Raw genomic sequence first — 26,738 nt, 5'->3', positions numbered from 1 at the left:
AGGCGGGTTCTTATATCGTCGATGCCGTCATCGATTGCCTGAACCGGATCTCGATCCGCCGACGGCCGGCATTGTTATCCGAGTCGCGCCCGTGCGAGAGATTGTCACCAGGCAGCAGCAGTTGAGCAGCCGACAGGGGGACTATTCGCACGCGATCAGGACCAATCGCCGCCAACTCCCTGGCCACGGCAATCGCCCGTGCCAGGCCCAGGCCGGCGTTGTCGACAGCGACGAGGCTGCTTGCCGGTTGCTGGCGCAACAGAACGGGTATCGCCAGATCATCCAGCGACGACGGATGCACGCCCTTGATTGGCTGCTCGTCGGTGTGGCCCACCACCTCGATGATATCCACCGGATAGCGTTTCAGCAGATCAAGCACCTGTCCCATAACGGTGGTTCGGATCTGTTCGCGCGACTCCGCCGAGATCTCCGCGCTTTCTGGCGGAAACGGCAGCTGCTCATGTCCCAGTGCTATCGTTGGTGGCCAATCGCGCGCTCTGGTCCCGGCCTCCACTCCGAGCCTGGCTAGCTCGTTTATGGAAGTGCCCTGAGCGCGCGCGAGCTTGGCAAGTTTGGTGACGAGGTCAACAAAGTCGGGGTCGCTGACCTGTTCGGCTATGCCCGCCTCATACTGCCTCTGCAGGTCAAGCAAGAGCCAGTCGAGATGCCCCTGTGCTGCCTTTATGCCCGCCTTCAAATCCCCTGGGGTCCATTCTCCATCGTGCACACCCTCAACATCAGCCCGAGGGAGTTCGAAGGACTGCTGGAAGTGCGGTGGCGGCGCAATCGGGCGAACCGAAACATTTGCGTCCCGGTAGATCTTGAGCAGGGCATTGGCATCGCGTTCGAGCTGATCCTGGTACGCGTCAAATTGCACTAGGACCGCGTTTCTCTGCCTCACCAGGGCATCATGTTCGGCGCGCTGAACAGTTAGTTCCGCTCGGGCAGCGGAAAGTGCTGCCTCGTATGTCGCCCTTGTCGAACTGAGCTCATTGATGAGCCGCTCCCTGCATGCATCATACCGCGCGCGGGCAGCACGATACCTCCTGGTCGCTCGGGCGTAGCCCGGATAGTTTTCCCGCATGCTCAGTCCGACCGTCAGGGCAACGATCGAAAAGAAGGTCCCCAGGCCCAAGAGAAGCCAGGACGGCCCGCCATTGAGCGCCAGGGGGGTGTGCAACAGGCGTTGTACGATCGCCTCACCTGCCCCCTGAGCGATAGTCCCGGGCGTTTCGCGATAGTGAGCCAGGGCCAGGTTGAACGTGCCTATCAGGGTTAGATAGACGATGATGGAGGCAAACCCCAAAAGCTTTATCGCAGTCAAGCGGTGCCAGAGGCAGGGGATTGCACAGAGCCCGAAGAAAAGCGCGATGGCGATGTTGAGGCCAGCAGGGACGAAGACCTCCAGCCGTCCGTCAACCCACCCAAGCGTGCTAGTTTTGCCGAGCAGCTGGGCATTCACGACGGTCGCCAGCGCGATGCAGACAGCCAGGACCAACAGCTGCAGGACGGTTGCAAGGCGGGACCCGACCTTGCTGGGACGCTCAAGATGGTTGCGTGCTCGAAACTGTCGATACCACGCTTCGACTTCCCTCAGGTCGCGCCGCACCTCGTGCAGCCCCTCGATCTTGAACTGGAGTTCGGCCTTGAAGTCTGACAGGCCGGCTGCCGCAGCCACCCTGATTCGTCTGAAGCGCGTATCGAGGTCAACAGAAGCCAAGCCCTCCCGGAAGTCGGAAAGCGTCTTGCTGAGTTGAGCGTGAGCCCGCGCCTGTTTCGCCAGGATCGTGCCCACGACTTCCGCCTCGACAGCGTCCAGAACTGAACTATTCGTTGGCGGCAATCCCCTCTCTCCGGATTGCCTGCCACGCTTCTCCAGATTCAGGTCGACCGGCGCGGTGCGCAGGTTTCGATCCAGGAACCTCTTGGCGTTCACAGGATGATACTGCCGAGGTCTTTCGATGAGCGTTGAAAGTCGTTGAAACGAAGCGAGCAATTCAGACCTCCAGAACTGGAATGGACTGATCAGTCAGTTCTGGATTTTAACTGAGAGCGCTACCTGCACGTAAGTGTAAAAATGGCTACGGATCTTAGAATCCATTTCCACCTGAAACGGCTGCAGAGTCCTCATCTGTCCCGATGCGTTCCGCGATCTGCCAGAGATAGGTCGAAATCATGTTGGTGTCTTGAGTAAAAGGGGATGCTCGTCGTCGGGCGACACTGTGGAAATGACACCCATGACCCCTAACTATCGCGACTGCCGACAGCGCGTCGCTGTCGTGTTCGCGTCCCGGGACCTCATTTGCCGCAGGAACGACCGGCCCTGTCGTAACGTTGACCTTGCATACACCAACACAGGAGACCGATCATGGATTGGAACCGCGTCGAAGGTAGCTGGAAACAGATGTCAGGCAAGGTCAAGGAACAGTGGGGCAAACTCACCGACGATGACATTACCCAGATCAACGGCAATCGCGAGCAGCTCGAAGGCAAGCTTCAGGAGCGCTACGGCAAGGCCAAGGATGACGTCAAGAAGGACGTCGATGACTGGTACGGCCGCCAGTCCTGGTAATGAGAGGGGCTCCGTACGGAGCCCCTTTTGTTTGGCGGAATGAGGATCATCAGTAAGGAATGGCCTTTATAGAAGCAGCGGTCGAGGCCGGTATCTATGCCGAATGAACCCTACCGCCCGGCGAGCGATATGGACGCCGGTATCGTCACAGCCGACGAAGTCCAGTTCCCCAATTGGCGGTTGGCCGCTGACGGCCCGGCTCCGACGGTCCCGACGCCGACAAGGCCCGAGGAGCGCATCGGTTTCGCAGTGATGGGCCTCGGTCGGCTCGCGCTCGGCCAGATATTGCCTGCCCTGGTAAAGAGCAAGCGAGCCCGGCTGGTGGGCCTGATCTCAGGACATCCCGAAAAGTGCGCCTTGGTTGGCCACCAATACGGAGTCGAGCTGCAGTTGAACTACGATCAAGTCGGCGCGCTGTCAGATCGCCCTGACGTGGGCGCCGTTTTCATTGCTACGCCCAACGGACTTCACCTTCAACATGTCCAGGATGTTGTCAGGGCCGGAAAAGCCATTCTGCTGGAAAAGCCAATGGCGGCAAATTCCATGCAGGCCATTCAGATCGAGCGCATCTGCCGAGAAGCAGGCGTCCCTCTGATGATCGGATACCGCAGCCAGTTTGAACCTCACCTGGGAGCCATACGCGACGGCATCCGAACAGGCACTTGGGGGCGTCTGAAGGCGATGACCTCCGTCAACGTGCAGACGGCCGCCCCCGGTGATCATTGGCGATATGACAAGGCGCGGGCAGGTGGCGGTTCACTGCCAGATATCGGCATCTATTGCATATCGGTCGCACAATATCTCAGTGGAGAGCGTCCCACGAGCGTGGGCGCGGTGATCCATCAGCCACAAAACGACCCGCGATTCGACGAGGTCGAGGAAAGCTGCGCGCTAACCCTGGAGTTTCCGTCAGGGTTTGTGTTGCAGTCCTTCTCAAGCTATGGCGCCCGGGAAGAGAAGTTTTTCAAACTGATGTTTGAGAAGGCCACGATCACTGTGACCAATGCATATGCATATGGCGGTGTAGCAATGACAATTTCCCGTTCCGATGGGCAGGGCATTTCGGACGAGGCGCTCGAGCTTGGCGCCATCGACCAGTTCGAGGCAGAGATCGACCACTTTGCCCAATGTCTGCAAACCGGCACCAGGCCGCGAACTGGGCCTGACCAAGGGATCCGGGATCATAAGATCATGGAGGCGGCCTATCGTGCGGCAGCCGAGCGCCGGATACTTGCCATTGACCTGGACGCCTAGATATCGGTGTCTTCTCTAAACTGTCCCGCGCCGGCGATGGCCGCCAGCCAGGGCTCCCGCCGTTTGATCCAGCCCTCACGCAGGGGCATCAGCGCTGCCGGCGCTTCATCCAGGGTCCCGACAGCTATCTCGGCTTGCACATCGCCGAGATGGAACAGCGGGCTACCGCATTTCGGGCAGAAACTGCGGCCGTCGTAGGTCTCGTAGTGACCTGTCACGGAAATCTGGTCGGGTTGCCAATCGGCATAGTAGAGAAAGGCGGACCCGGTCTCTTTCCGGCAGTCCGTGCAATGGCAGAGGCCGGCCTTGAAGGGCTCGCCTTCCAGCGTGTAGCGAACCGCGCCGCAGCGGCACCCGCCTGTGTATTGTTTCGACATCACCTGTCTCCTCTATTCGGCCAGCAACTGCCTGCGTGCGGCCTCCATGGCCTCTCGCCCGGCCTTCGTCTGCTCCGGGAAATGCAGATCAAGACCCTTGAGTGTGTCGATAGTGATCGACGCCACGACGAGACGGGAAAACCACTTGTGATCCGACGGCACGACGTACCAAGGCGCGGTCGCCGTGGCAGTCCGTCGGATGGCGTCCTCATAGGCCGAATGATACGGCTTCCAGAGGCGCCGATCGTCCAGGTCCGCCGCATTGAATTTCCAGTGCTTGCCCGGATCGTCCGCGCGCGCCAGAAGTCGTTTCTTCTGCTCGCCCGGCGAGATGTGCAGCATGACCTTGATTGGCACGATCCCGACATTGCCGAGATAAGTCTCGAACGCGCGAATGTCGCCGAACCGTCGCTCCCAGATATCATCGGTCACCAGCGATGGCGGCAAACCTTCCTCGGCAAGAGCCACCTCGCGGAAGCGCACCGCAAGGACATCTTCGTAGTAGGACCTGTTGAAAATTCCGATATGACCGCGTCCGGGAATGAGCATTTGACTGCGCCAGAGAAACCCGTGATCGAGCTCATTGCGACTGGGTGCCTTGAAGGCATGGGCCATGCATCCCAACGGGTTGACGCCAGCCATGACGTGTTTGACCACGCCGTCCTTCCCGGAAGTATCCATGCCCTGCAAGATGATCAGGAGCGCCCAGCGATGCTCGGCGTAAAGCCGCTCCTGCAGGCCCACCAGCTCCTTGAGCCCGGCTTCCAGCAGCGGCTTGGCCTTGGCCTTGTCAAGACCGTTGCCACCCCGGTCAGCCGGATCGATATCGGACAGCGAGAAACCTTTGCCGTTCTGCACCCGATAGCGCTGCGCCAAATCGGCCGTCATTGTGGTGGCTGGCCGTTCGAAGCGCTGACACCTCCATCGACCGGGATGTTGGCGCCGGTAATGAAGCTTGCATCGGCACTGGCGAGGAAGGCGATGACCGCGGCGACCTCCTCGGGTTCGCAGGGACGACCCAGCGGAATGCGCTTCTTAAATTTGGACAGTGCATCGGGATCCGCGAACGTATCCTTGGTCATGCCGGTACGCGTCAGGCTCGGGCAGACGGCATTGACGCGAATACCGCGCTTGCCCAGATCCATGGCCAGGGATCTCGTAAAATTCACGACGCCGCCCTTGGCCGCATTGTAGGGCAAAGTGTTCCAATCGCCGCCGGTGCCCGACACCGAGGCGGTGTTGACGATACAGCCATTGGTCTTTTCCAGATGCGGCACCGCGGCCCGGCATCCGTAGAACACCCCATCGAGGTCAGTCGCGATCACCTTGCGCCAATCCTCATCCGATATTTCAGCGGGGTCGCCTCCGGCGTAGACGCCGGCGTTGTTGACCAGCACGTCCAGCTGCCCGAACTGCTCGATTGTCTTGGAAATCATCGCTTCGACCTGCCGCGGATCCGAGACATCCGCCGCGAGCGAAAGCACATTTCCCGCTCCGATTGCACGCTCGGTTTCCGAAAGGTCGGCGATATCGACGATGGCGAGCTTTGCGCCTTCGCTGGCGAACCGTATGGCGGTTGCCGCGCCTATTCCCGAGGCGGCGCCGGTGACCAAAACGACCTTATCCTTGAACCTGTCCATGTCCGCTTTCCTGATGAATTGTCGAGAAGAACGGTGAGCGGTTTCGATCGATCCATCATCATCACGAAACCCTTGGACCCGCAGATGGGTTAACGAGGCTGCGGACCTATGAATGGAGACAGGCGTTGGAAGACGAGGACCAGAAGAAAATTCGCGCCGATTTCGCCGATGCCGTGAACATGGCGCCCGCAGAAATCGAAAAGTGGCTCGACACCGAGGAGAGCAAGCAGGTCGGCTGGCCCAAGGAGCGAGACGGCAAGGAATCTGTCGGCCACCATTCGGGTCGATGGATCATCGAGATCAAGCGCAGGCCGGTGGCTGATTTGAGTGAAGCTGATTACCAACACATGCAAAAGGTGGTCGGCTACGTCCACCGCCATCTCGCGCAACGACCAGACGGCGATATCGAGAAAACGCCTTGGCGTTATTCGCTGATGAACTGGGGGCACGACCCGAAATGAGGTATAGAGCCAGCCGCACCGGCATAAGTCTCGATGGCCGCCAGCACATTCTCCCGCCTGATGCCGGGACTCGCCGGAAGCTGCTATAGGTCCAGCGGAAAAACTTGGAAGTGTTAATTGTGCGCCGGATCGCCCGATGGCGGGCGTGAACCCATTGGTGGTGGACGGCTTATGCCGAGTCCAGCATGGCGCTGATCTTTGCGACTAGGGTGCCGACATCGAAAGGCTTGGCGATCATGTCCATGCCCTCTCCGAGAAACTCCTGTCGCGAGGTGGCCATTGCGGCATAACCCGTGATGAAGAGCACGGGCAAATCAGGGCGAGTGGCGCGCGCGATGTCTGCAAGTTGGCGGCCATTAACCCCGGGAAGTCCCACGTCCGAAATCAACAGGTCCAGGCGGATCTTGGAGTCGAGAATAGGAATTGCTGCGTTGCCATCCGCAGCATCGATCGTCTGATAACCCAGATCATCGAGGAGGTCGACCACGAGCAGGCGGACGGACGGATCGTCCTCGACCACGAGCACTGTCTGGCCGTTTCCTGCCGGCAGATCACCATCAATGGGAGAAGTGACCTCCGGCGAGAGTGCAGACGATATGCTTCTTTGCAGGAAAAGGGACACTTCGGTCCCAGCACCTGGGTCGCTCTTGATACGAACGTGACCACCCGACTGTTGCAGGAAGCCATAGATCATGGAAAGCCCCAGTCCTGTCCCCTGCCCGATAGGCTTGGTGGTAAAGAACGGTTCGAAGGCCTTGTCGATCACATCGCGTGCCATGCCTTCGCCGGTATCCCCGACCGTCAGCACAACATAGTCACCAGCAATGGCGTCATCGATATTCACTATATCTGCGGAAGACAGCGAGCGGTTCGACAGACCGATAGACAGCGTTCCGCCTTCAGGCATGGCGTCGCGTGCATTGATTGCAAGATTCAGGACAGCATTTTCCAGCTGGTTGGAGTCGGTCATGGCCTGCCAGGCCTGCGGTTCCAGATCGAGTATCAGCTGTACCTGTTCGCCCAGCGTACGCTGCAACAGTTCGTACATGCCGGTTACGAGAGCAGCCACGTCGGTCGGCTTCCGGTCCAGTGACTGGCGCCGCGAGAAGGCCAGCAGGCGATGCGTGAGGGCCGCCGCTCGTTGAGCCGACGCGCCGGCAGCATCAAGAAAGCGGTCGAGATCGTCATACCGCGCGCTGGCGATGCGCCGTTTGATGGCATCCAGCGAGCCGATTACACCCGTCAGCATGTTGTTGAAGTCGTGGGCAATGCCCCCCGTCAACTGCCCGACGGCCTCCATTTTCTGCGATTGCCGCAATTGCGTCTCGGTTTCGACCAGCGCCTCGCGCTGCTGCCGTTCGGCCGTTATGTGCCGCCCGTAAAGATAGACAAGGTCATCCTCGCGCGTCGCAAACCACGAAATCCAGCGTTCGCTGCCATCTGCGGCCAGCATACGCGTCTCAATAGTGTCGCGTTCGCCCTGCCGTGTCAGAAGGGCATGCAGGTCGGCCTGGGTCGAATCGTCGAAAAAGCTGGCAAACGGCCGATCGGCGACATTGTCGATCCCATGACCAAGGATGGCCTGCCACGCAGGATTGGCATCCCGGATCAGGCCAGTGTCGGCAACGACGGCCAGGATGTCCCGGGAATTCTGCCAGACCTGATCGCGTTCGCGCGTCCGCGCCCTGACGCTTTCGGAGAGCGAGGCATTGGCCTGTGTCAGGCGTTCTTCCACCAGCTTGGCGTCGGTGATGTCATAGATCACCCCGACATAGCGCAGGCCTTCGGCCTCGAAATCATCCAGATACTCGCCGCGCCGCGCCAGCCAGCGCCGTTCGCCCGTATCGGCCCGGTTGATGCGGAACTCGATATTTCCCTGCGATTGCGGTGTTTCGGGCAATTCTGGGTCAATGATCGGGCGATCTTCCGGCTCGACCAGCAGATTGATCGTGCGAACCGGCAGAGCCGTCGTCGGATGCAGGCCCAGCAACTGGCAGAACTGGTGCGACACCGACACCGTGCCATAGCCCTTGGTATGCTCGAACGTGCCGATCTTGCCGGCCATCTGCGCGATGCGCAGCTGGTCCTCGGTGCGCTTGCGATCGGTGATATCGACCAGCGTGCCTTCGAACAGCACCGGCTCATCGTCGTCACCCAGCAGGGTTCGTCCCGCCGCATGCACCCACCGAACGCCGCCATCTTCGCGATTGAGGCGGAAGTCCTTGGAAAAAACCTCGGCACCGGCCAGCATGCCGGCCACGGCAATGCGGATCCGGCGCACATCGTCGGCGTGAATGGCGCCGAAAAATGCACTGGTGGGTACCCCCGATGCCAGGGCGACGGCATCCATGCCAGTGAGCACCGCGAAGGAGGCATCCCCGACCAGCCGCTGTTCGCGAATATGCCATTGCCAGCCGCCGGTGGATCCGGCTGCCTCAAGGGTCAGCGAAAGACGGCGCCGGGCCTCCGCAATCTGTTGCACGAGGCTGTCATGGGCTTTGGCGTCCTGCGCTGCTGCGGCTGTGTCGTCGTGCGTGGCCACTTAGGGCTACTCTCCAGAAAGACGGGGAAGGATCAACTGCCGACAGCCCAATTGCTGTCCGAGGTGACCCTGTCGATGAAGGCGCCGAGCAATCCCTTGAGGGTTTCAAGCGCCGGCAGGTCCATGATCATGGCAATATAGCCGCGGATGTTGCGATCACGGATCGAGAAATTGATGTAGAGGAACAGCACCAAGCCATCGCTCGTCTCCTGCTCGACAACATCGAACAAAACCTTGCCGTCTCCATAGAGCACGGTGGGCAAAGACATCTGCAGCGACTGGTCCAGCATATTGGCCATCGTGCCGAGGCACCCATTGAGGATGACATTGCCGGTTTCGGCCAACGCTTCGTCCTGCAGCGCGACGACGTCGGTCTCTTCCAGCTCCTCGCCAACCAGCGCGCGAACCAGTTCCATGCTGTTGCTCTCGGGGAAGATCAGCAGCGCCTGGCCGGAAAACGCCCCGCCAAAAGCCTGGCGGATCGCAACCAGGTCGTCGCTTTCCTGCTGGCCGATCAGGGCCGCCGCCGCCGCCTGCGTCACCACCTCGACGGAGGGAACAGACAGCAGCACCTGCTTGCCGACCATCTTGCGCAGGCTGGCCGCGGCACGGCTGACGCCGATATTGACCAGTTCGGTCAGTGCGTCGCGCTCGAGTTCGTCCAGCGTGACGACGCTCATTGAGCATCGCCGGTCTGGCGCAATCTAAGGGCAGCGCCGCTCAGAAAGCCACGGATCGTGTCCTCGGTCACCGGCTTGCCGACAAAGGTGGCATTGAGCTCGCGGGCCTGGGCGATGATCTCGTTCTGGACATTGGCCGTAATGATGGCGATAGGCATCAGCGGATGGGCCGCGCGCAGTTCGGCGGCCAGTTCGAGTCCGTCCTTGCCAGGCATGTTATAGTCCAACACGGCGATATCGACCGACTGCGTGCGAACTGTTTCGAGGGCTTCGTCAGCATTGCTGGCCTCGATCCGGGTCCAGTCTGGCTGCAGCGCAGCTATCGTCTTGCCGGCCACGATGCGGGCCAGCTTGCTGTCATCAACGACCAGAACTGTCACCATACTCAAATCTCCAACACTGTTCTTTATCTGTAAGTGGACCGGGGCCAACCAGCAAGGCGACACCGAAGCCTTCACGTCGCATTCTGTGCCACGGCCGGGACGATCCAGCGCTTATAAAAACCCTCAGGTGGGGCGCTCAGCAAAGTGGGCCGCAGCGCCATCACCACCTGCCACACCGCGGTATGCACCTCGCCACTATTGGAGAGGTCGAGCGCTGCATCGCGATTGTCATGCAGCAGGGCCAGAAGCCTTTCGGCCTCCTCGACGCCACAGCTGCCGCTCAGCACGATAGTGTCGCCCACCAGCTTTATCGCCATCCGATTAATCCCCCCAGATCCAGCACCAGAAGGACCTTGCCGTCGCCGGTCAGGGTCGTGCCGGCAATGCCCGCCATGCCGGTCAACAGGCCCGACAGCGGCCGCGTGACCGTTTCGGTTCGCTCGGCAATGGCATCGACGACGAGCCCAATTCTTTCTTCGCCCACGGCCACCATCAACACGGTCAGCTCTTGATCGCCCTGAACGTCGTCGAGCTGCAAGAGTTGCGCCAGCGACAGCAAGGGAATCGTCCGGTCGCGCAGCACGAAGGCGCGACCGCTGCGGATGGCGCTGACATTCTTGGGAAGCACCCTCACCGTTTCGAGGACCGAGTCCATGGCAATGCCGTAGCGCTCGCCCCCCACCGAAACGACGAGCAGTTGCGTCATGGCAAAGCTCAAGGGCAGCGTCAGGATCACCTCCGTGCCCTGCCCGCGACGAGAATTGAGCTCTACACGACCGCCGAAGCGCGCGACATTGCTGCGCACCGCATCGAGCCCGACACCGCGGCCCGAAAGATCGCTGACGGTCTTGGCCGTCGAAAATCCCGGCGTGAACAGCAGGTCGACAGCCGCATCGTCGGACAGCGCACCAGCACGATCGGACGCGATCAGGCCACGCGAGACGGCGGCAGTGCGGATGGCATCAGGGTCAATTCCCCTTCCGTCATCCTTGATGGTGATGATGACCCGGTCGCCCTGCCGCCGCGCGAAGAGCACGAGCGTAGCCGGTATGGATTTACCGCTGGCTAGCCGCTCGGCTTCCGCCTCGATGCCATGGTCCATGGCGTTGCGAACGATATGCAGCAGCGGCTCGAACAGCTCGTCGACGATGGACTTGTCCACCTCGATGCTCTCGCCGCGCATCTCGAAACTGGTCGGCTTGCCCAGCCGCGTCGCAAGCTCCCGCACCATGCGCGGCAGCCGGCGCGAGGCCTGCGACAGCGGAACCATGCGGGTGCGCAGCACGGCGCCGTGCAGCTGCGCGACGATCTGGTCAAACGCTTTCTGGCTGGCTGCCAGCCCTCCGGCCGCCTCCCTGTCCCCAACGCCCTGGACGAGCGCTGCCAGCTGGCTCGCCATGCCGTTTCGCGTGGTGATGAGTTCGCCCACGATATCCATGATGGCATCGATCCGCCCGGCATCGATGCGCAGGGTTCGGGCGGCGGGCATAGCCGTATTCGTTTCCGGCGCCTCCGCAACGGCGGCACGCAGGGGCACGATCTGCACCTGGTCCGGCACCATCCGGAAAATTGCTTCGACGGTAGCCAGCGGCGCGCCGCTCAACATGTCCATGACGAGATTGGCGCGGAACGGATCGAGCTTGTCCGCATCCGGCCATGGCTCACGGGAGGCGAGCCGCAGATCGAGCAGGTCCGGCACGGTCGCGACGAGCGCCAGCGGATCATCACCGCTGAAGAAAGCTTCCGGATGCGGCACATAGCGGATCGCCACCGTTGCGGTTTTCCCGCGGCCCGGGCGAAGCGCTTTGATCCAGTCCGGCATTGCTGGCTGCGGCGCAGGGGAAACCGGCGTCGCCACCGTGTCACTGTCGCTGACAAGGCCGAGTGCAAGCGCCAGCGCGCGCCCGGAGCGTTCGTCGCTGACGGCGCCGTCCCGCTCGATGTCATCGACACACAATTCAATCCATTCCAGCACATCGATCAGCGCTTCGACCTGAGCGCCATCGATGGCGGCGGCACTGGCGCGCACCTGCCCCAGCACGTCCTCGGCCTTGTGCAGCGTCGTCTGAAGCGGCGCGAGATCGAACAGGCCGACAGCGCCCTTGAGGGTATGAACCGTGCGAAAAGCGGCATCGAGATGGGCGCGATCTGCCGGCTCTGCCTGCAGCGCCACCAGCTCCTTAATGCCGGACTGCACCAGTTCACGCGACTCGACGATGAATTGCGCCATCAACTCGTCCATGCGCTACCTCGGCCTCTGGTAGACGATGGCATCTTCAAACCGGCGGGTCAGGAAGCGGTCCGATATCCGGCTCATGGTCTCCGAATGACCGAGGCAGATGAAGCCGCCCGGACGCAGGATGTCGAACAGGGACTGGATCCCGCGTTCACGCGCCGCATCGTCGAAATAGATGAGGAGATTGCGGCAGAAGATCACATCGAACGTCCCCATGGCCGAAACGCTCGCCTCATCCATCATATTGACGCGGCTGAAACTCACGGACTCCCGCAGATCCGCGATCAACTGCCTTTGCCCATCCTCCGTTGCAGAAAAATAACCGTTCACGATGGCCTCCGGCAGCCGGGCCAGGGCGCGCGGCGCATAGCGGGCGCCGCGGGCCTGCTCGATGACGTCCGTGTCGATATCGGAGCCGACGATCTCGACATTATAGGCGTCGACCAGATGCCAGTTTTCCAGCAGCCAGATGGCGATCGAATAGGGCTCCTCGCCGCTCGAACACGGCATCGACCAGATCCGGATCCTGTCGCCCGGCTTCTTGGTCAGGGCCACTTCGGGGAGGATCGACTTGCTGAGGCAGGCAAGTTGATGCTCTTCGCGATAGAAATAGGTCTCGTTGACCGTGACGCTGTTGATGAGATGTTGGATCTCTTCGGGGCGCGTGCGCAATTGCGACAGGTATTCGGCAAACGTCTCCGTGCCGGTTTGCACCATGCGGTCCGCAACCCGGCGATCGAGATAGTACCGCTTGGCTTCATCGAACTGCATCCCTGTATGGGTGTAGAGCAGGTCGCAGAGCCGCGCAAAATCCACACTTGAAAGCGGAGCGAGCGCCTTGGCCCGGGCCAGCATGGTGGCGTCGCGCCCCCTCACGTCAGCAACTCGCCGACGCGCCGCGCTATGGCGTCCAGCGGCACGGTCTCGACAGCCCCGTTGCGACGCACCAGCTCGCCCGGCATGCCCCAGACCACCGCCGTCTCCTGGGCTTCGGCAATGGTATGCCCGCCGGCTTTGCGCAGGTCGGTCATGGCCGCCGCGCCATCGCTGCCCATGCCCGTCATCAGCACACCCAGGATGCGGTCGGCTTCGACATGCTGCAGCGCCGAACGGACCAGCCGGTCGGCACTGGGATGCCACAGATAGTCCGCCTGCATCGGCGCTGCGGTGACATGGAGCCTGTCGCCGCGCCGGGTGATGATAACATCGGCCTCCCCCTTGCCGATATAGGCATGGCCGGATTGCAGCATTGTCGGGCTCGTCACCTCGACCACCGTCAGCGCACTCAGCCGGTCCAGTCGCCGCGCCAGCGGCCCGGTAAAACTCGCCGGCATATGTTGGGCGATCACCACCGGCCAGCGCAGATCGCCGGGCAGTGACGACAGCACCGCTTCGAGCGCCGTCGGTCCGCCGGTCGATGTGCCGATCAACACCAGCCCATCCGCCCCATTGGATAGATGCTCGGCAGTGGAAGAGATCATCGCTACAGGACTGGTGGCCTCCGCAATCGCCTCGGAACGGCGACGTCCCGGCATCCGCACCCCTGCCGCTGCCCGCACCTTGGCCACGAGATCGGCCGACATGTCATCGATGCGCAGCGAAATCGCACCGTCCGGCTTGGCCACGAAATCGACCGCTCCGGCATCCAGCGCGGCGAGGGTTTCCTCGGCGCCCTCTTCCGTCAGCGCCGAAACCATCACCACCGGACACGGATTTTCCGACATGATGCGCTTGAGGCAATCGAGACCATCGAGCCCCGGCATGTGAATATCGAGCGTGATGACGTCCGGCCGGCGCACCGCGATCTGCTTGAGCGCATCCACGCCATCGCGGGCGACCGATACCGCAAAATCCCCGGCGGCCGAGAAGATACCCGTCAGCAGTTTCCGCATCAGCGCGGAGTCGTCGACGACCAGGACCTGGATCACGGCTGTTCGCTGCCGATCTGCCGTGCCGCGATGTCGGTGATCACATCCTGCTCCGCCCGCGTCAGCAGCTCCCCTGCATCGAGAAGCAGCGCCATCCGGTCCTCGCCGGGCAGGCTCGCGACGCGGCTGAACACCTGCGTTCCCGGTGCAGATAGGCTCGGCGCTGCCGCCATCTCGGCTTCACCCAGCGCTGCAATCTCGATGACCCTGTCGACGACAAAGCCCGATATCAAGGTGCCAAAGCCGACCACGACCACGCGGGGCTGGCTCCCGCTCCGCGCCTCGGGCGCCGCAAAACGCTGCCGCTGGTCGATGATCGGCAAAGGCTTGCCGCGCAGATTGACCACGCCGGAGACGAATTCAGGAGCATTTGGAACGCGCGTTACATGCTCGGGCAGTCGGATGATCTCGACCACGGCGCCGATCGGCAGGCCGTAGAGTTCTCCCCCCAGATCGAAGATCACGAACTGTTCGCGCGTCTCTGCCTGAGCGGCGATTTCCATCTCTGCGGTCTCCTTGCTGCTTGCCGCAACGGCATTGCCGACAGCCCGGTTGCCGAACAGTTTTTCGACCGAGAGGATAGAGACCAGCTGCTGCCCAATGCCGGTGCGTCCGATCGCATCCAGCTCTGCCGTTCCCGCCGCCTGGCGCAGCACAGCGGGCACCGTGTCGACAGCGGTCTCGGGCAGTCGGAGGATGGATTCGACACTGCCCACAGCCAGCCCCACCAGATCGCCATCATGCTCAACGATGATGATGATGCGCCCCGAACCGTTCTCGACCAGGCCGAGCAGCGCCGCCATCGATATCAGCGGAATGGTCCGGTTGCGGATATTGGCGACCCCCAGGACCGAGCTTTCTCCACTGCCTGTACCCGAAACTTCGCTAGGCATGGTCAGCACTTCAAGAACCGCCTGTAATGGCAGCGCATAGAGTTGATTGCCGACGGAAAAGCTGACCAGCACACGTCGTGTTTCGATCTCGGAGTCCGCATCCGACACATGCGCGCGCCCCGAAAGGCTGGACTTTGCCGTCTCCTCCCGCCGAAAGTCTTGGTTCACCAGCCCCAGCCAGTCGATGAGTGAACCATCATCCGTCGACTGTTGCCCTGCCAGCTTGAGCACGCTGTCGACCAGGAGGCCAACTTTTGTGCCATTGTCCATGACAACGACACGCTCCTCGGCCCCGGGCACCCGTCCGAGCAGCTGCGCCAGCGACACGACCGGCAAAACCGCACCGCGAAGATTGCCCACACCCACGAGGGCCGCAGGCCCATGCGGCACGCGGGTCAGGCGCGGCCGCCGGATAACCTCAACCAGATGATCTCCGGAGAGGCGGATCGTCTCGCCGCCAACCGACACCGTCAGCCTGTTTGCAGTGCCGGCAACCTGGTCCATGGCGCTCAGTTCGCCACCCGCAATTCCTCGGCCAGGGCAGCAATGTCCTCGATCGCCGCAGCGAGGTTTTCGGCTGCGCTCGACTGCTGGCGGGCTGCCGCAGCGGCTTGGCCTGCCGCAGCACCGGCTTCCTGAGCCACCGAAGCGATCTGCTCGGTGCCGCTCTGGATCTGGCTGACGGCAACAACGATGGAGTCTGCGCCTGCGACAATGCCGGCATTGCCGGACCTGATTTCGGTACAGTCCAGCTTGATCTGGGCCAGGCGTTGCGCAATCGCCCGGTTCCGGCCGGCTTCTGCGTCGACGCTGGCAATCGTCGTCTCGATGTCGCGCCGGATCAGCACGATGGATGTCTGGATCAGCCTGACCACATCCTTGGCGCCCTCGATCGTATCGGTCGCCGATACGGCCAGCTTGCGGATATCGCTCGAAACGATGGCAAAGCCCCGGCCGGCCTCGCCGACCCGGGCCGCTTCCACCGATCCATTGACGGCCAGCATGCTTGTCTGGACGCCGATCAGGATGATGCGATCGACCGAACGCTCGATACGGCGGGTCTGATCTTCGAGCGCCGCAAGCTCCGTCAGCGTTGCACGCAGATCGTCGACGCTGCTGGCCATCTGCGCCACCACCTGTTCGACATTGATACTATTGGTATCGAGCCGCGCGATGACCCCGTCGACCTTTTGCAGCGCCGTCTGGGCATTGTCGCGGCTGAGGCCGGCATTCTTCTCGATTTCGAGGATGGCGGCACTGGCCTGCTGTGTCGCTGCGGCCTGCTGCATGGCGCCGCGGCTGATCTGGTCAACGGCCGTCAAGATCTGAAACGAAGCCCCGGACAATTGCTGGATCGTTGCGGACAGCTGTTCGGCAGCCGCACCGATCGAGGAAACCGCCGAGCCCTTGGCGTCTGCACTATCCAGCGCCTCGATCAGGGTCGAGAGCGATTGCGACGCGTCCTGCCCCTGATCCAATGCCTGCGCCTGCTGCTGCACGGCGCGCTGCGCCTCGGCCGCTGCTGCTGCCTGTTCTTCGGCAGCGCTGGCGATCGTCTCCGCGCCCTTCTGGGCTTCGCGCGAAGCAACGTCCGCCTCGGTGGCGGCAACCAGGATCGCTTGCCCGCCATCGAGCAATGCGCGCAGATCGTCGCGGATCGTCGCCAGGTCCCCGGTAATTTCCTGTCCCGCCGCGATCTGCGCCCGTGCAGTCCCTGCCGCAGTCCGCACACGCGCCGCGATAGACCCGACGCCTTCCCCGATCGCCTCGGCAAAACGACGAACATCGCCGGCACCGCGCTCAGCGCTTTCGGCCAGCGCGCGAACCTCGTCGGCGACCACGGCAAAGCCCCTCCCGTCATCTCCGGCCCGCGCAGCCTCGATCGCCGCATTGAGCGCCAAGAGATTGGTCTGATCCGAAATATCGGCAACAATAGCCGTCGTCTCGGCCACGCGGCCTGCTTCGACCTGCAGTTGCACGATAGCGTCCACCGAGGCCAGCTGCCTGCCGGCATTGCTGTCGATCACCCCAAGCGAGGTTTCGATCAGCGTTGCCTGTTCGACCACCGCCACCTGCAGCGCGTCGGACAACCGGCGCGAAGTGTCAGCGCTTGTGCGGGCAACCGAGAACTGACGTGACAGCTCGCCGATTGCGGCCAGCGATTCATGGGCGGCGCCGGCCGCCTCCTCAGCCCCACTGGCGATCTGCTCGAGCGAACGGCGCAGCTGCTCGGCGGCGGCTGCCGCCTCCGCCACGCCTGACGAGAGTTCGCCGACGGCTGCCCCGATCCGCTCTTGCGCGCGCTCTTTTGATACCGCCTTGCGCGGCCGACGGACCGAAGCGGCGGGCGTCTTGGCCGCCGGAACTGGCTCGGCCGCATCCACTCGTCTATTGAGGGCGGTAGTCTTGACGAGAGCCATGAATAGTCCAGTGCGTGCTAGCTTTTACAGTCAGATAGCACTCCCAATGGCCAGCACCTAGCAAAACCACGCCAGGCTATCGAGCGGCTTGCCAGTTTGCCGGCGACGACGACATCGCTTTCCAGAACCCAGTAGCGGTCAGCGATCTCGCTGGGCGGCAAAAGGCAGCCCAACAATCCTGGTGCTTCAGCGAAAAAATACTTTAGGGAGAGAATGGCGGAGAGAGAGGGATTCGAACCCCCGATGGAGTTGCCCCCATGCCGCATTTCGAGTGCGGTGCATTCAACCACTCTGCCATCTCTCCGCGAGATCGATCGGACCCATGAGGAGCCCGGCTGGTCGACACGGGCGGGCTTATGACATAGCATTCGAACCGCTGCAACACCCCTGCGCAATATGATGACATTGGGTTCACATCTTCGGTGACACAAAAGCCCCTCTTTGTTTACGGCACCTTGCAGGATGCCGACATCCTGGGCGCCGTGCTCGGCCGCTCCATCGATGTCAGGAGCCTCAGGACCGCCACCGCTCCGCTCTACAGCGCTGTCATCTTTCCCGATCGCGTCTACCCCGCCCTGGTGTCAACGCCGGGCCAGCATGCTGCAGGACTTCTGCTGGAAAGTCTGCGGCCGGCTGATCTCGAGGCGCTCGATGCCTTCGAGGGCGATGAATATCGTCGCGGCACGCTCGATGTGCTCGTCGATGGCACGACCATTGCCGCAGAGGCCTACTTTCCTGTCATCACCATCTCTTCGGACCAACCAGCCTGGACGCTCGCCGATTGGACCGCCCATCATAAGCCATCCGTGCTGGACGGGGAGATCGAGACCGCCCTTGCCCTCCGCGAACGGCTTACGGCCCCGCGCCGGACCCCGTGATCACGTTTGTGTTGCCTGTTGAACTCCGGCGTTCATGATTTCATTGTGCGACAGCACAATAGAACAAAAGCATGGGAGAATTCGAATGGTTCAACGGCGCGATGTGATTGCAGGCATGGCGGCAGCCCCGCTGGTGGCATGGGGCTTGGCTCCGGCCATGGCACAGCCCGATGTGGCGCTCGATGGTGACGTGATCCTCAGTGACGCCGGCGACATCACCATTCACCCGGTGGATCACGCCAGCCTCGTCATCGGCTTCAATGGCGAGGCCATCTATATCGATCCGGTCGGCGGTGCAGCGCTTTACGAAGGCCTGCGCCAGCCCACGGCCATACTCATCACCCATGGCCATGGTGATCATTTCGATATTCCGACCCTCGAAGCCATCGCCGGCAGCGCGCCTATCCTGACCAGCCAGGAGGTGTTCGACAAGCTGCCCGAAAATCTTAGGGCCAATGCCAGTGCCATCGCCAATGGCGACGACACCAGCCTCAATGGCCTCGTGGTCAGCGCCGTGGCCGCCTACAACATCACCCAGGACCGGTTGCAATATCACCCCAAGGGCGTCGGCAACGGCTATGTGCTCAATCTGGGCGAAAAGCTCGTCTATATAGCCGGCGACACCGAGCCCACCGACGAGATGCTGGCGCTCAAGGATATCGACATCGCCTTCCTGCCGATGAACCTGCCCTATACGATGACGCCCGAGCAGGCGGTGGAAGCGATCAACATCTTCAAGCCCAAGATTGTCTATCCCTACCACTTTGGCGACAGCGACCTGTCGGTGCTCGAAGCCGGCATCGGTCCCGATAGCGAATTGCGCCTGCGCAACTGGTATCCGAACGGACAGAGCTGACGCCGCGAGGCTGATGACAATCTCTTGACTCTCGGGCCATTTGCCACGATAAGCCGACCCGGAAACACGCGCCGGCTTGCTGGCGCGCTTTTCTGTGTTTGAAAACGCTGTTCGAGGCTGGCCGCCGGACTATACCGGCATCCATTCGAAGTCCGCAGGAATAGGCCAAACATCCTGCGGCGCCACAGAGCGCGACAAAAAGGGACCTGGCGTTTGAAGCGTCCGGGTTAAGCTATGACTTTCGCCGTGATCAAGACCGGTGGCAAGCAGTACAAGGTTGCCGCCAACGACGTTCTCAAGATTGAAAAGCTCGATGCCGAAGCTGGCACCATCGTGACCTTCGACCAGGTTCTGATGGTTGATGGCGAAGTCGGTGTTCCGCTCGTCGAAGGCGCGCTCGTCGCTGCCGAACTGCTCGAGACTCGCAAGCAGAAGACGGTCATCATCTTCAAGAAGAACCGTCGCCACAATTACCGTCGCCGCAACGGCCACCGCCAGCTGCTGTCGACCGTGCGCATCACCGAAATCCTGACGGGCGGCGCCAAGCCGACCATCAAGGCTGCCGGCGTTGCTGCCTCGACCGATAGCGTGACCGAGAAGGCCCCGGCCGCCAAGAAGGCAGCAGCTCCCAAGGCTGAAGCCACCGAAGCTAAGGCTCCGGCTGCCAAAAAGGCTGCTGCCCCCAAGAAGGCCGCTGCCGAAACCACCGAAGACACCGCCGCTGAAAAGCCGGCGAAGAAGGCCCCGGCCAAGAAGGCCGCACCCAAGGCCGAGCAGGAATAAGGAGCTAGATAGATGGCACATAAAAAAGCAGGCGGCTCATCCCGCAACGGTCGTGATACCGCTGGCCGTCGTCTTGGCGTGAAGAAGTTTGGTGGCGAAGCTGTCATTGGCGGCAACATCATCATCCGTCAGCGCGGCACCAAGTGGCACCCCGGCACCGGCGTTGGCCTGGGCAAGGATCACACCATTTTCGCACTGGTCGACGGCACCGTGTCGTTCCGCACCCGTGCAAATTCCAAGGTCTACGTTTCCGTCGACCCGGCAAAGGCCGCCGAATAACCCGGCAGGTCTGACAAACCTCAGCCGGTGACATGTTCCCCGGCTTTAGGTTCGTCATGCGAACAAGATTGAAGGGGAACCGGTCCGCCGGTTCCCCTTTTTGCATTCTGGAGCATTTGCCAGATGGACAGCATTCGAGATCGCCTCCCGGCCACGCTGACGACGCTTCGCCTCGTGCTGACCACACCTGCCCTGCACCATGTTCCCGAAATGGCCGTGCTGGCCAATAACCGGAGCATTTTCGAAGTGCTGTCGCGCATGCCCCATCCCTATGATGAAAGCCATGGCCGGGACTTCGTCGACCATGTGGCGCGCGGACCTCAAGAATTCGCTTGGGCCATCGAAAGCGACGGCCACTATATTGGCACCATCGGCCTCAACCTGCTGCCCGGACAGGCGCCGGCTCTCGGCTATTGGCTCGGCCAACCCTATTGGAGCCAGGGCTTTGCCACCGAAGCCGGCAGGGCCGTGGTCGCTGCTGCAGCACGGGCCGGCTATTCCCGCCTGCGCTCGCGGGCATTGGTGAGCAACGACGCCTCGCGCCATGTGCTGCGCAAGCTTGGCTTTGTCGAGACTGGTGCGGTTGAGGACGACAATGGCCGACAGATGGTGGCAATGCATCTGGAGCTGACGCCATGAACGTCACGCTGACCACGCCCGGCTTCATCCTGCGCCAGGCCCAGCTTGGCGATGCCGAACCGATCGCGCGCTATCTCAATGATTTCGCCGTGGCCGGAAACCTTGCCCGCGTGCCCTTTCCCTATCACCTGAGCGACGCCCAGGCATGGTTGCGCACTCGGCTGCCCAACCTGCCGCTGGAAGAAACCAATTTTGCCATCGAACTGCCCGGCGAAGGCCTGGTCGGCCATGTCGGCTTTCACATGGGGCCGCAGGGTCCGGTGATCGGCTACTGGCTGGGCCAGCCCTTTTGGGGCCAAGGCATCATGACCGAAGCCGTCCGGACTGCCGTGGACTGGTTTTTCGATGCCAGCAGCGAAGACACGCTGCTCTCGGGCGTCTTCCATTTCAACGCTGCTTCCCTGGCCATACAAACCCGGCTTGGATTTACCCAAACAGGACGCTCAACCCTGCTCTGCCTTGCGCGCGGCGCCGAGGTGGAGCATATCGACACCAAATTGACGCAGAGCGTCTGGAAGGCCAGAAAAAATGAAGTTTCTTGACCAGGCCAAGGTCTATATCCGCTCAGGCGATGGCGGCGGCGGCGCCGTCTCCTTCCTGCGTGAAAAGTTTGTCGAATTCGGCGGCCCCAATGGCGGCAATGGCGGACGCGGTGGCGACATCGTCGTCGAATGCGTCGACGGCCTCAACACGCTGATCGACTATCGCTACCAGCAGCATTTCAAGGCCAAGACCGGCACCCATGGCATGGGCAAGGACCGGGCCGGCGCGAATGGCGAAGAGACCGTGCTGCGCGTCCCCGTCGGTACCCAAGTCTTCGAGGACGACAACGAAACCCTCATCGCCGACATGACCGAGGTTGGCCAGCGCATCGTGCTGCTCTCGGGCGGCAATGGCGGCTTCGGCAATGCCCATTTCAAGACCTCGTCCAACCAGGCGCCGCGCCATGCCAATCCGGGCATTCCGGGCGTCGAGAAATGGGTCTGGCTGCGCCTGAAGCTCATCGCCGACGCTGGTCTTGTCGGTCTGCCCAATGCCGGCAAGTCGACCTTCCTGGCTGCGGTTTCCGCTGCCAAGCCCAAGATTGCCGCCTATCCTTTCACCACGCTTCATCCCAATCTCGGCGTCGTCTCCATCGGCGAGCGTGATTTCGTCCTGGCCGATATTCCGGGCCTCATCGAAGGGGCCAGCGAAGGCGCGGGCATCGGCGACAGGTTCCTCGGCCATATCGAGCGCTGTGGCGTGCTCATCCATCTGATCGATGGCACCGAGGCCGACATCAAGTCGGCCTATACGACCATCCGCAACGAGCTGGCCGCCTATAACGAACTGCTGGCCGAAAAGCCTGAGATCGTGGTGCTCAACAAGATCGATGCCATCGAGCCCGACGAGCTCAAGCAAAAGGTCAAGCTGCTCAAGAAACTGAGCAAGGCCGACGTGCTGCAGGTGTCCGGTGTCACCGGCATGGGCGTCAACCAGGTGCTCTATGACGTCATCGAGACCCTCGATGCCGAAAAGGCCGCCAAGCTGGAGGCCGCACGCAGGAAAGTGGAACCTAATTGGGCGCCTTGATCGCTTTAACGCTGGAACCTTCCCTCGTGGTTCGAGGCTCGCTTCACTCGCACCTCACCATGAGGGTGCCGGTGGTCAGCGCCTGCCTCAGTAGCACTCATGGTGAGGTGCGAGCCACTTGGCGAGCCTCGAACCACGAGGGCGTGACAAAATGAATGCCCTTGCGCCCTACAAGCGCCTGACCATCAAGATTGGTTCGGCCCTGCTTGTCGACAAGCAGGGCAAGCTGCGCGCCGACTGGCTCGCAGGGCTGGCGGCCGACATCGCCGCCCTCAAGACTGAAAAGCGCGACGTGGTCATCGTCTCCTCGGGCGCCATTGCGCTGGGGCGGGGCCTGCTGGGCCTGTCGGCCGTGGCACTGACCCTGGAACAGAGCCAGGCCGCCGCCAGCGCCGGGCAGATTGCGCTGAGCCAGGCCTGGGCCGAGGCGCTGGGCCGCCACCAGATCGTCACCGGGCAGATCCTCATCACCCCCAATATCACCGAAGAGCGGCGCTACTACCTCAATGCACGCACGACTATCGCCACCCTCTTGGGCCTCGGCGCCGTGCCGATCATCAACGAGAATGACAGCGTAGCCACGGCCGAAATTCGCTATGGCGACAATGATCGCCTCTCGGCCCGCGTCGCCACCATGATCGAGGCCGATTGCCTCGTCCTGCTGTCCGACATCGACGGGCTCTATACCGCCCCGCCTGCCAAGGATCCCGACGCCGAACATCTGCCCGTCGTGAGGTCGATCACGCCAGCGATTGAAGCCATGGCCGGCGGCGCCGCGAGCCATCTGTCGCGCGGCGGCATGACCACCAAGGTCGAGGCCGGCAAGATCGCGACCCAGGCGGGCACAGCCATGATCATCGCCAAGGGCACTGAGGCGCATCCGCTGAAAGCCTTGACCGAAGGCGGCCGCCACACCCTGTTCCTGCCCGCGCAGAGCCGTGCGCAGGCGCGCAAGCGCTGGATCATGGGCACGCTGGCCGTATCAGGCACCCTGCAGGTCGATGCCGGCGCCGCGCGGGCGCTTCTGACCGGCAAGTCGCTGCTGCCGATCGGCGTCACGAAAGTCACCGGGAATTTCGAGCGCAGCGACACCGTCGCCGTGCTCAATCCCGATGGTCTGGAAGTGGCGCGCGGCCTTGCGGGCCTCGATAGCGACGAGGCGCGGCTGGTCATGGGCAAGCGCAGCGACGCCGTGCTTGAATTGCTCGGCGCGGGCAATCGTGCCGCATTGATCCATCGCGACAATCTGGTGCTGATTGGCGCCAAGGAGGAGACTGTCGATGAGCTTGGCTGAACAGGTCCAGTCGGTTGAAACCATCATGGCCGAGATCGGCCGCAATGCACGCAAGGGCGCCAAGGCGCTGGCCCTTGCCACGCCGCAGCAAAAGCAGATGGCGCTCACCGTTGCTGCCGGCGCCATCAACGCGCATCGCAAGTCGATCCTCGAAGCCAATGCCAAGGACATGGCCGCGGCCGAAGCCAAGGGCATTTCCAAAGCCTTCCTCGATCGCCTGCTGCTGACCGATGCCCGCATCGACGGCATCATCGAGGCGGTGAAAACCATTGCCGAGCTGCCCGATCCGGTCGGAACGGTAATTGCCGAATGGGATCGGCCCAATGGCCTCCACATCGAGCGCGTACGCACCCCGCTCGGCGTCATCGGCGTGATCTTTGAAAGCCGTCCCAATGTGACCGCCGATGCCGGGGCTTTGGCCATCAAGTCGGGCAATGCCGTCATCCTCCGTGGCGGCAGCGACAGCTTCCACTCCAGCAAGGCCATCGTTGATTGCATGCTCGATGGCCTGCATGCCGCACGCCTGCCCGAGGATTGCCTGCAACTGGTACCCACCGTGGACCGCGCTGCAGTCGGCGAAATGCTGAAAGGTCTCGACGGCAATATCGACGTCATCGTGCCGCGCGGCGGCAAGACCTTGGTCGCCCGCGTGCAGGACGAAGCCCGCGTCCCGGTCTTTGCCCACCTGGAAGGCCTGGTGCATGTCTATATCGACAGCTCGGCCGACCTCGACAAGGCGGTGAACGTCACCCTCAATGCCAAGATGCGCCGCACCGGCGTCTGTGGCGCTGCCGAGACGCTGCTGGTGCATAAGGACGTGGTCGCCACCCACCTCAATCCGATCCTTGACGCATTGACCGCCAAAGGCTGCGAAATTCGCGGCGATGCGACGGTCAATGCTAACAGTCCGCTAACATTAGCGGCCACGGAAGAGGATTGGCGGACCGAATATGAGGACGCCATCATTTCGGTGAAGGTCGTCGACTCGGTCGAGGCAGCCATCGCCCATATCGAGCACTATTCCAGCCACCACACCGAGGCGATCATCGCAGAAGACCCTGTCGCAGTTGAAAAATTCTTCAACGAAATCGACAGCGCCATCCTGGTGCACAATGCCTCGACCCAGTTTGCCGACGGCGGCGAATTCGGTTTCGGCGGAGAGATTGGCATTGCCACCGGCAAGATGCATGCCCGCGGCCCGGTCGGCGTCGAACAGCTCACCAGCTTCAAATACCGCGTCCGCGGCAATGGCCAGACGAGGCCCTGAGACCGCTTTTGAACCTACGCCATCCTGTTCACATCGCTGGAATAACCGAGCTGCCGCCCTCCGGCTCCGGCATGCGCATCGGCCTGTTCGGCGGCAGCTTCAATCCCATCCACGAAGGCCATCTTCTCGTCATCGAGGAAAGCCTGCGCCGCCTCCAGCTCGACGCTGTCTGGGTTCTCGTCACCCCAGGCAACCCCCTGAAGAGCAACAAGGATCTGGCCCCACTGGCCGATCGCGTCATCGCCGCCCGCCGGTTCATCGACAATCCGCGAGTCCGCGTCACAGGATTTGAAGCCGCCCATGGCTTCACCTATTCCTGGCAGACCGTGCGCTACCTGACCCAGACCCTGGCCGACCGCAATTTTGTCTGGATCATGGGCGCCGACAACCTGGCCGATTTCCATCGCTGGGAACGCTGGCGCAACATTGCCGCCATGGTTCCGATCTCGGTCTATGTCCGCCCCGGGTCGGGACGACGCGCACCGGCCTCCATGGCCGCCAATTACCTGTCGCGCTGGCGTGTCGACGAGGATGATGCCAATCGGCTGGCCTCGCTCCCGCCGCGCGCCTGGGTCTATCTGCACGGCCGGCAATCGCCGCTCTCGTCTTCGGCCATCAGGGCAAGGCGGCAACACGTTAAGTCAAAGTGAAGACCCAATCTTGCGAAACTGTCACCAAACGCGCATATTGTGCTGGTGTGATAGATGTCACCAAAACAGGAACTGACGGCTTGCGGTTTTACAAAACGCCTGGCTTTTCCGATCAACAACCAAGGATGCTGATTTTACGCATGACCCATGCACAGGCATGGGCGCAAGGTCATTGCTGATGACCGCGCTGCCCGAGAACACCGTTTCCGCCCCGAACGCCGTTGTGGCCAATCCGGAACGTCCCATGATCGATGTAATCCTCGACTGCCTTGACGATGCCAAGGCCGAGGAAATCGTTGCCGTGGATATCACCGGCAAGTCCTCGCTGGCCGATCACATGGTCGTCGCCTCCGGTCGCAGCCAGCGTCACGTCGGCGCCGTTGCCGACCAGATGGTCACCGCCCTGCGCGATGCCGGTTATGGCAAGCCGCGCATCGAAGGCCTGCCCCATTGCGACTGGGTGCTGGTCGATGCCGGCGATGTCATCGTCCACATCTTCCGTCCGGAAGTGCGCGAATTCTACAATATCGAGAAGATGTGGCAGGCCGATTTCGCGGCTGACCAGCACTAGCCTTTCGATATGCGTATCACGATCGCGGCCGTCGGCCGGATGAAATCCGGACCGGAGCGGGAACTGGTCGCCCGCTATCTCGATCGCGCTGTCGGCGGCGGCAAGCCGCTGGCACTGACCCATTTCGACGTGATCGAACTCACCGAATCCCGCGCCTCTTCCTCGGCCAGCCGCAAGGCTGACGAGGCCAAGGGGTTGCGCGCGGCCCTGCCCGACGGGATCATCGTGGCGCTCGACGAGCGCGGCAAGGGCCTCGGCTCGGAGGCCTTCGCCAGCCAGATCGGCCGCTGGCGCGACGACGGCCGCCCGGCCGTAAGCTTCATCATCGGCGGCGCCGACGGTATCGATCCGGACTTGGTCAAGCAGGCCGACCTTGTGGTCAGCTTCTCTCCTATGGTCTGGCCACACCAGCTGGTCCGCATCATGCTGGCAGAACAGCTCTATCGAACGACCACGATCCTGAGCGGCCATCCCTATCACCGGGGTGACTAGCGCAATCACCACATGGTTAAGCAACGTTAACCTGCGGTTTTCTTCACCCTTGCTATGGTGCGGGAATTGAT

Annotated in this window: 28 protein-coding genes and 1 tRNA gene; 15 read left to right on the top strand and 14 right to left on the bottom strand. The window is 62.1% G+C overall.

What is annotated here, in order from left to right; all coding sequences use genetic code 11:
* Positions 1-10 precede the first annotated feature (10 nt).
* Positions 11-1,996 carry a hypothetical protein gene (locus P0Y65_19650; protein ID WEK04364.1) on the bottom strand — a complete coding sequence of 662 codons (1,986 nt, stop codon included), beginning with the start codon at positions 1,994-1,996 and terminating at the stop codon, positions 11-13.
* 372 nt (positions 1,997-2,368) lie between these two features.
* Between P0Y65_19650 and P0Y65_19645 the strand changes: the two genes are divergently transcribed.
* Positions 2,369-2,572: a CsbD family protein gene (locus tag P0Y65_19645; protein WEK04363.1), complete on the top strand. Its 204-nt coding sequence runs from the start codon at positions 2,369-2,371 to the stop codon at positions 2,570-2,572.
* Positions 2,573-2,701: 129 nt separating this feature from the next.
* Positions 2,702-3,826, top strand: coding sequence for a Gfo/Idh/MocA family oxidoreductase (locus P0Y65_19640; GenBank protein WEK04362.1), 1,125 nt, complete (start codon positions 2,702-2,704; stop codon positions 3,824-3,826).
* Here P0Y65_19640 and P0Y65_19635 read toward each other — a convergent pair.
* Genes P0Y65_19635 through P0Y65_19625 form a run of 3 tightly spaced genes read right to left on the bottom strand, consistent with a single transcriptional unit; the run spans position 3,823 to position 5,843 of the window.
* Positions 3,823-4,203: a GFA family protein gene (locus tag P0Y65_19635; GenBank protein ID WEK04361.1), complete on the bottom strand. Its 381-nt coding sequence runs from the start codon at positions 4,201-4,203 to the stop codon at positions 3,823-3,825. The genes P0Y65_19640 and P0Y65_19635 overlap by 4 nt on opposite strands.
* 12 nt (positions 4,204-4,215) lie before the next feature.
* On the bottom strand, positions 4,216-5,091 hold the full coding sequence (locus tag P0Y65_19630) for a polyphosphate kinase 2 family protein (protein ID WEK04360.1): 876 nt from the start codon (positions 5,089-5,091) through the stop codon (positions 4,216-4,218).
* Positions 5,088-5,843, bottom strand: coding sequence for an SDR family NAD(P)-dependent oxidoreductase (locus P0Y65_19625; protein ID WEK04359.1), 756 nt, complete (start codon positions 5,841-5,843; stop codon positions 5,088-5,090). The genes P0Y65_19630 and P0Y65_19625 overlap by 4 nt, the downstream gene beginning before the upstream one ends.
* A gap of 125 nt (positions 5,844-5,968) precedes the next feature.
* Between P0Y65_19625 and P0Y65_19620 the strand changes: the two genes are divergently transcribed.
* Complete coding sequence (locus P0Y65_19620) at positions 5,969-6,304, top strand: DUF3140 domain-containing protein (protein ID WEK04358.1); 336 nt, start codon at positions 5,969-5,971, stop codon at positions 6,302-6,304.
* Between the two features lie 169 nt (positions 6,305-6,473).
* On the opposite strand, the gene P0Y65_19615 is transcribed toward P0Y65_19620, so the two are convergent.
* The 10 genes from P0Y65_19615 to P0Y65_19570 form a co-directional block, all read right to left on the bottom strand.
* Positions 6,474-8,846: a PAS domain S-box protein gene (locus tag P0Y65_19615; protein WEK04357.1), complete on the bottom strand. Its 2,373-nt coding sequence runs from the start codon at positions 8,844-8,846 to the stop codon at positions 6,474-6,476.
* A 32-nt stretch (positions 8,847-8,878) separates the two neighbouring features.
* Entirely contained in the window at positions 8,879-9,526 is a 648-nt protein-coding gene (locus tag P0Y65_19610; GenBank protein ID WEK04356.1) for a chemotaxis protein CheX, read from the bottom strand.
* Complete coding sequence (locus tag P0Y65_19605) at positions 9,523-9,909, bottom strand: response regulator (protein WEK04355.1); 387 nt, start codon at positions 9,907-9,909, stop codon at positions 9,523-9,525. The genes P0Y65_19610 and P0Y65_19605 overlap by 4 nt, the downstream gene beginning before the upstream one ends.
* 71 nt (positions 9,910-9,980) lie before the next feature.
* Positions 9,981-10,226, bottom strand: coding sequence for a hypothetical protein (locus P0Y65_19600; protein WEK04354.1), 246 nt, complete (start codon positions 10,224-10,226; stop codon positions 9,981-9,983).
* On the bottom strand, positions 10,217-12,151 hold the full coding sequence (locus P0Y65_19595; GenBank protein WEK04353.1) for a chemotaxis protein CheA: 1,935 nt from the start codon (positions 12,149-12,151) through the stop codon (positions 10,217-10,219). The genes P0Y65_19600 and P0Y65_19595 overlap by 10 nt, the downstream gene beginning before the upstream one ends.
* Positions 12,152-12,154: 3 nt before the next feature.
* The gene (locus P0Y65_19590; GenBank protein ID WEK06850.1) at positions 12,155-13,000 is read right to left on the bottom strand and encodes a protein-glutamate O-methyltransferase CheR; all 846 of its coding nucleotides are present in this window, start codon (positions 12,998-13,000) and stop codon (positions 12,155-12,157) included.
* Between the two features lie 17 nt (positions 13,001-13,017).
* Positions 13,018-14,073, bottom strand: a complete 1,056-nt coding sequence (gene cheB / locus P0Y65_19585) for a chemotaxis-specific protein-glutamate methyltransferase CheB (protein ID WEK04352.1) — start codon at positions 14,071-14,073, stop codon at positions 13,018-13,020.
* On the bottom strand, positions 14,070-15,470 hold the full coding sequence (locus P0Y65_19580; GenBank protein WEK04351.1) for a chemotaxis protein CheW: 1,401 nt from the start codon (positions 15,468-15,470) through the stop codon (positions 14,070-14,072). Before P0Y65_19580 ends, cheB begins: the two co-directional genes overlap by 4 nt.
* A 5-nt stretch (positions 15,471-15,475) precedes the next feature.
* Positions 15,476-17,386: a methyl-accepting chemotaxis protein gene (locus P0Y65_19575; protein WEK04350.1), complete on the bottom strand. Its 1,911-nt coding sequence runs from the start codon at positions 17,384-17,386 to the stop codon at positions 15,476-15,478.
* 214 nt (positions 17,387-17,600) lie between these two features.
* A tRNA-Ser gene (locus P0Y65_19570) sits at positions 17,601-17,690 on the bottom strand.
* 118 nt (positions 17,691-17,808) lie between these two features.
* Here P0Y65_19570 and P0Y65_19565 point away from each other — a divergent pair.
* The 12 genes from P0Y65_19565 to rlmH all read left to right on the top strand — a co-directional run bounded on the left by P0Y65_19565 (position 17,809) and on the right by rlmH (position 26,667).
* Complete coding sequence (locus P0Y65_19565) at positions 17,809-18,264, top strand: gamma-glutamylcyclotransferase (GenBank protein WEK04349.1); 456 nt, start codon at positions 17,809-17,811, stop codon at positions 18,262-18,264.
* A gap of 85 nt (positions 18,265-18,349) precedes the next feature.
* Positions 18,350-19,120, top strand: a complete 771-nt coding sequence (locus P0Y65_19560) for an MBL fold metallo-hydrolase (GenBank protein WEK04348.1) — start codon at positions 18,350-18,352, stop codon at positions 19,118-19,120.
* A 234-nt stretch (positions 19,121-19,354) separates the two neighbouring features.
* Complete coding sequence (gene rplU, locus P0Y65_19555; GenBank protein ID WEK04347.1) at positions 19,355-19,903, top strand: 50S ribosomal protein L21; 549 nt, start codon at positions 19,355-19,357, stop codon at positions 19,901-19,903.
* A gap of 12 nt (positions 19,904-19,915) precedes the next feature.
* Positions 19,916-20,182: a 50S ribosomal protein L27 gene (rpmA, locus tag P0Y65_19550; GenBank protein ID WEK04346.1), complete on the top strand. Its 267-nt coding sequence runs from the start codon at positions 19,916-19,918 to the stop codon at positions 20,180-20,182.
* Between the two features lie 123 nt (positions 20,183-20,305).
* Entirely contained in the window at positions 20,306-20,821 is a 516-nt protein-coding gene (locus P0Y65_19545; GenBank protein ID WEK04345.1) for a GNAT family N-acetyltransferase, read from the top strand.
* Complete coding sequence (locus P0Y65_19540) at positions 20,818-21,363, top strand: GNAT family N-acetyltransferase (GenBank protein WEK04344.1); 546 nt, start codon at positions 20,818-20,820, stop codon at positions 21,361-21,363. The genes P0Y65_19545 and P0Y65_19540 overlap by 4 nt, the downstream gene beginning before the upstream one ends.
* Positions 21,350-22,393, top strand: coding sequence for a GTPase ObgE (obgE, locus tag P0Y65_19535; GenBank protein WEK04343.1), 1,044 nt, complete (start codon positions 21,350-21,352; stop codon positions 22,391-22,393). The genes P0Y65_19540 and obgE overlap by 14 nt, the downstream gene beginning before the upstream one ends.
* Before the next feature lie 151 nt (positions 22,394-22,544).
* Positions 22,545-23,687, top strand: a complete 1,143-nt coding sequence (gene proB / locus P0Y65_19530; GenBank protein WEK04342.1) for a glutamate 5-kinase — start codon at positions 22,545-22,547, stop codon at positions 23,685-23,687.
* Positions 23,674-24,954 (top strand): glutamate-5-semialdehyde dehydrogenase, encoded by a 1,281-nt coding sequence (locus P0Y65_19525; GenBank protein ID WEK04341.1) that lies wholly within the window; start codon positions 23,674-23,676, stop codon positions 24,952-24,954. Before proB ends, P0Y65_19525 begins: the two co-directional genes overlap by 14 nt.
* Before the next feature lie 8 nt (positions 24,955-24,962).
* Positions 24,963-25,604, top strand: coding sequence for a nicotinate-nucleotide adenylyltransferase (locus P0Y65_19520; GenBank protein WEK04340.1), 642 nt, complete (start codon positions 24,963-24,965; stop codon positions 25,602-25,604).
* Positions 25,605-25,848: 244 nt separating this feature from the next.
* Positions 25,849-26,175 carry a ribosome silencing factor gene (gene rsfS, locus P0Y65_19515; GenBank protein WEK06849.1) on the top strand — a complete coding sequence of 109 codons (327 nt, stop codon included), beginning with the start codon at positions 25,849-25,851 and terminating at the stop codon, positions 26,173-26,175.
* A 9-nt stretch (positions 26,176-26,184) separates the two neighbouring features.
* Positions 26,185-26,667 carry a 23S rRNA (pseudouridine(1915)-N(3))-methyltransferase RlmH gene (gene rlmH / locus P0Y65_19510; protein ID WEK04339.1) on the top strand — a complete coding sequence of 161 codons (483 nt, stop codon included), beginning with the start codon at positions 26,185-26,187 and terminating at the stop codon, positions 26,665-26,667.
* Positions 26,668-26,738: the final 71 nt, after the last annotated feature.

Origin of the sequence: Candidatus Devosia phytovorans (assembly GCA_029202405.1) — a bacterium.
GTDB classification, from domain to species: Bacteria; Pseudomonadota; Alphaproteobacteria; order Rhizobiales; family Devosiaceae; genus Devosia; species Devosia phytovorans.
This window is presented reverse-complemented; position numbering and strand designations above follow the sequence as displayed.

Excerpts from the sequence above, each read along its gene's own strand:
- P0Y65_19645 (WEK04363.1), top strand. The coding sequence starts at position 2,369 with ATGGATTGGAACCGCGTCGAAGGTAGCTGGAAACAGATGTCAGGCAAG.
- P0Y65_19640 (WEK04362.1), top strand. The coding sequence starts at position 2,702 with ATGGACGCCGGTATCGTCACAGCCGACGAAGTCCAGTTCCCCAATTGG.
- P0Y65_19635 (WEK04361.1), bottom strand. The coding sequence starts at position 4,203 with ATGTCGAAACAATACACAGGCGGGTGCCGCTGCGGCGCGGTTCGCTAC.
- P0Y65_19630 (WEK04360.1), bottom strand. The coding sequence starts at position 5,091 with ATGACGGCCGATTTGGCGCAGCGCTATCGGGTGCAGAACGGCAAAGGT.
- P0Y65_19625 (WEK04359.1), bottom strand. The coding sequence starts at position 5,843 with ATGGACAGGTTCAAGGATAAGGTCGTTTTGGTCACCGGCGCCGCCTCG.
- P0Y65_19610 (WEK04356.1), bottom strand. The coding sequence starts at position 9,526 with ATGAGCGTCGTCACGCTGGACGAACTCGAGCGCGACGCACTGACCGAA.
- P0Y65_19605 (WEK04355.1), bottom strand. The coding sequence starts at position 9,909 with ATGGTGACAGTTCTGGTCGTTGATGACAGCAAGCTGGCCCGCATCGTG.
- P0Y65_19600 (WEK04354.1), bottom strand. The coding sequence starts at position 10,226 with ATGGCGATAAAGCTGGTGGGCGACACTATCGTGCTGAGCGGCAGCTGT.
- P0Y65_19595 (WEK04353.1), bottom strand. The coding sequence starts at position 12,151 with ATGGACGAGTTGATGGCGCAATTCATCGTCGAGTCGCGTGAACTGGTG.
- P0Y65_19590 (WEK06850.1), bottom strand. The coding sequence starts at position 13,000 with ATGCTGGCCCGGGCCAAGGCGCTCGCTCCGCTTTCAAGTGTGGATTTT.
- P0Y65_19580 (WEK04351.1), bottom strand. The coding sequence starts at position 15,470 with ATGGACCAGGTTGCCGGCACTGCAAACAGGCTGACGGTGTCGGTTGGC.
- P0Y65_19575 (WEK04350.1), bottom strand. The coding sequence starts at position 17,386 with ATGGCTCTCGTCAAGACTACCGCCCTCAATAGACGAGTGGATGCGGCC.
- P0Y65_19560 (WEK04348.1), top strand. The coding sequence starts at position 18,350 with ATGGTTCAACGGCGCGATGTGATTGCAGGCATGGCGGCAGCCCCGCTG.
- rplU (WEK04347.1), top strand. The coding sequence starts at position 19,355 with ATGACTTTCGCCGTGATCAAGACCGGTGGCAAGCAGTACAAGGTTGCC.
- rpmA (WEK04346.1), top strand. The coding sequence starts at position 19,916 with ATGGCACATAAAAAAGCAGGCGGCTCATCCCGCAACGGTCGTGATACC.
- P0Y65_19545 (WEK04345.1), top strand. The coding sequence starts at position 20,306 with ATGGACAGCATTCGAGATCGCCTCCCGGCCACGCTGACGACGCTTCGC.
- P0Y65_19540 (WEK04344.1), top strand. The coding sequence starts at position 20,818 with ATGAACGTCACGCTGACCACGCCCGGCTTCATCCTGCGCCAGGCCCAG.
- obgE (WEK04343.1), top strand. The coding sequence starts at position 21,350 with ATGAAGTTTCTTGACCAGGCCAAGGTCTATATCCGCTCAGGCGATGGC.
- proB (WEK04342.1), top strand. The coding sequence starts at position 22,545 with ATGAATGCCCTTGCGCCCTACAAGCGCCTGACCATCAAGATTGGTTCG.
- P0Y65_19525 (WEK04341.1), top strand. The coding sequence starts at position 23,674 with ATGAGCTTGGCTGAACAGGTCCAGTCGGTTGAAACCATCATGGCCGAG.
- rsfS (WEK06849.1), top strand. The coding sequence starts at position 25,849 with ATGATCGATGTAATCCTCGACTGCCTTGACGATGCCAAGGCCGAGGAA.
- rlmH (WEK04339.1), top strand. The coding sequence starts at position 26,185 with ATGCGTATCACGATCGCGGCCGTCGGCCGGATGAAATCCGGACCGGAG.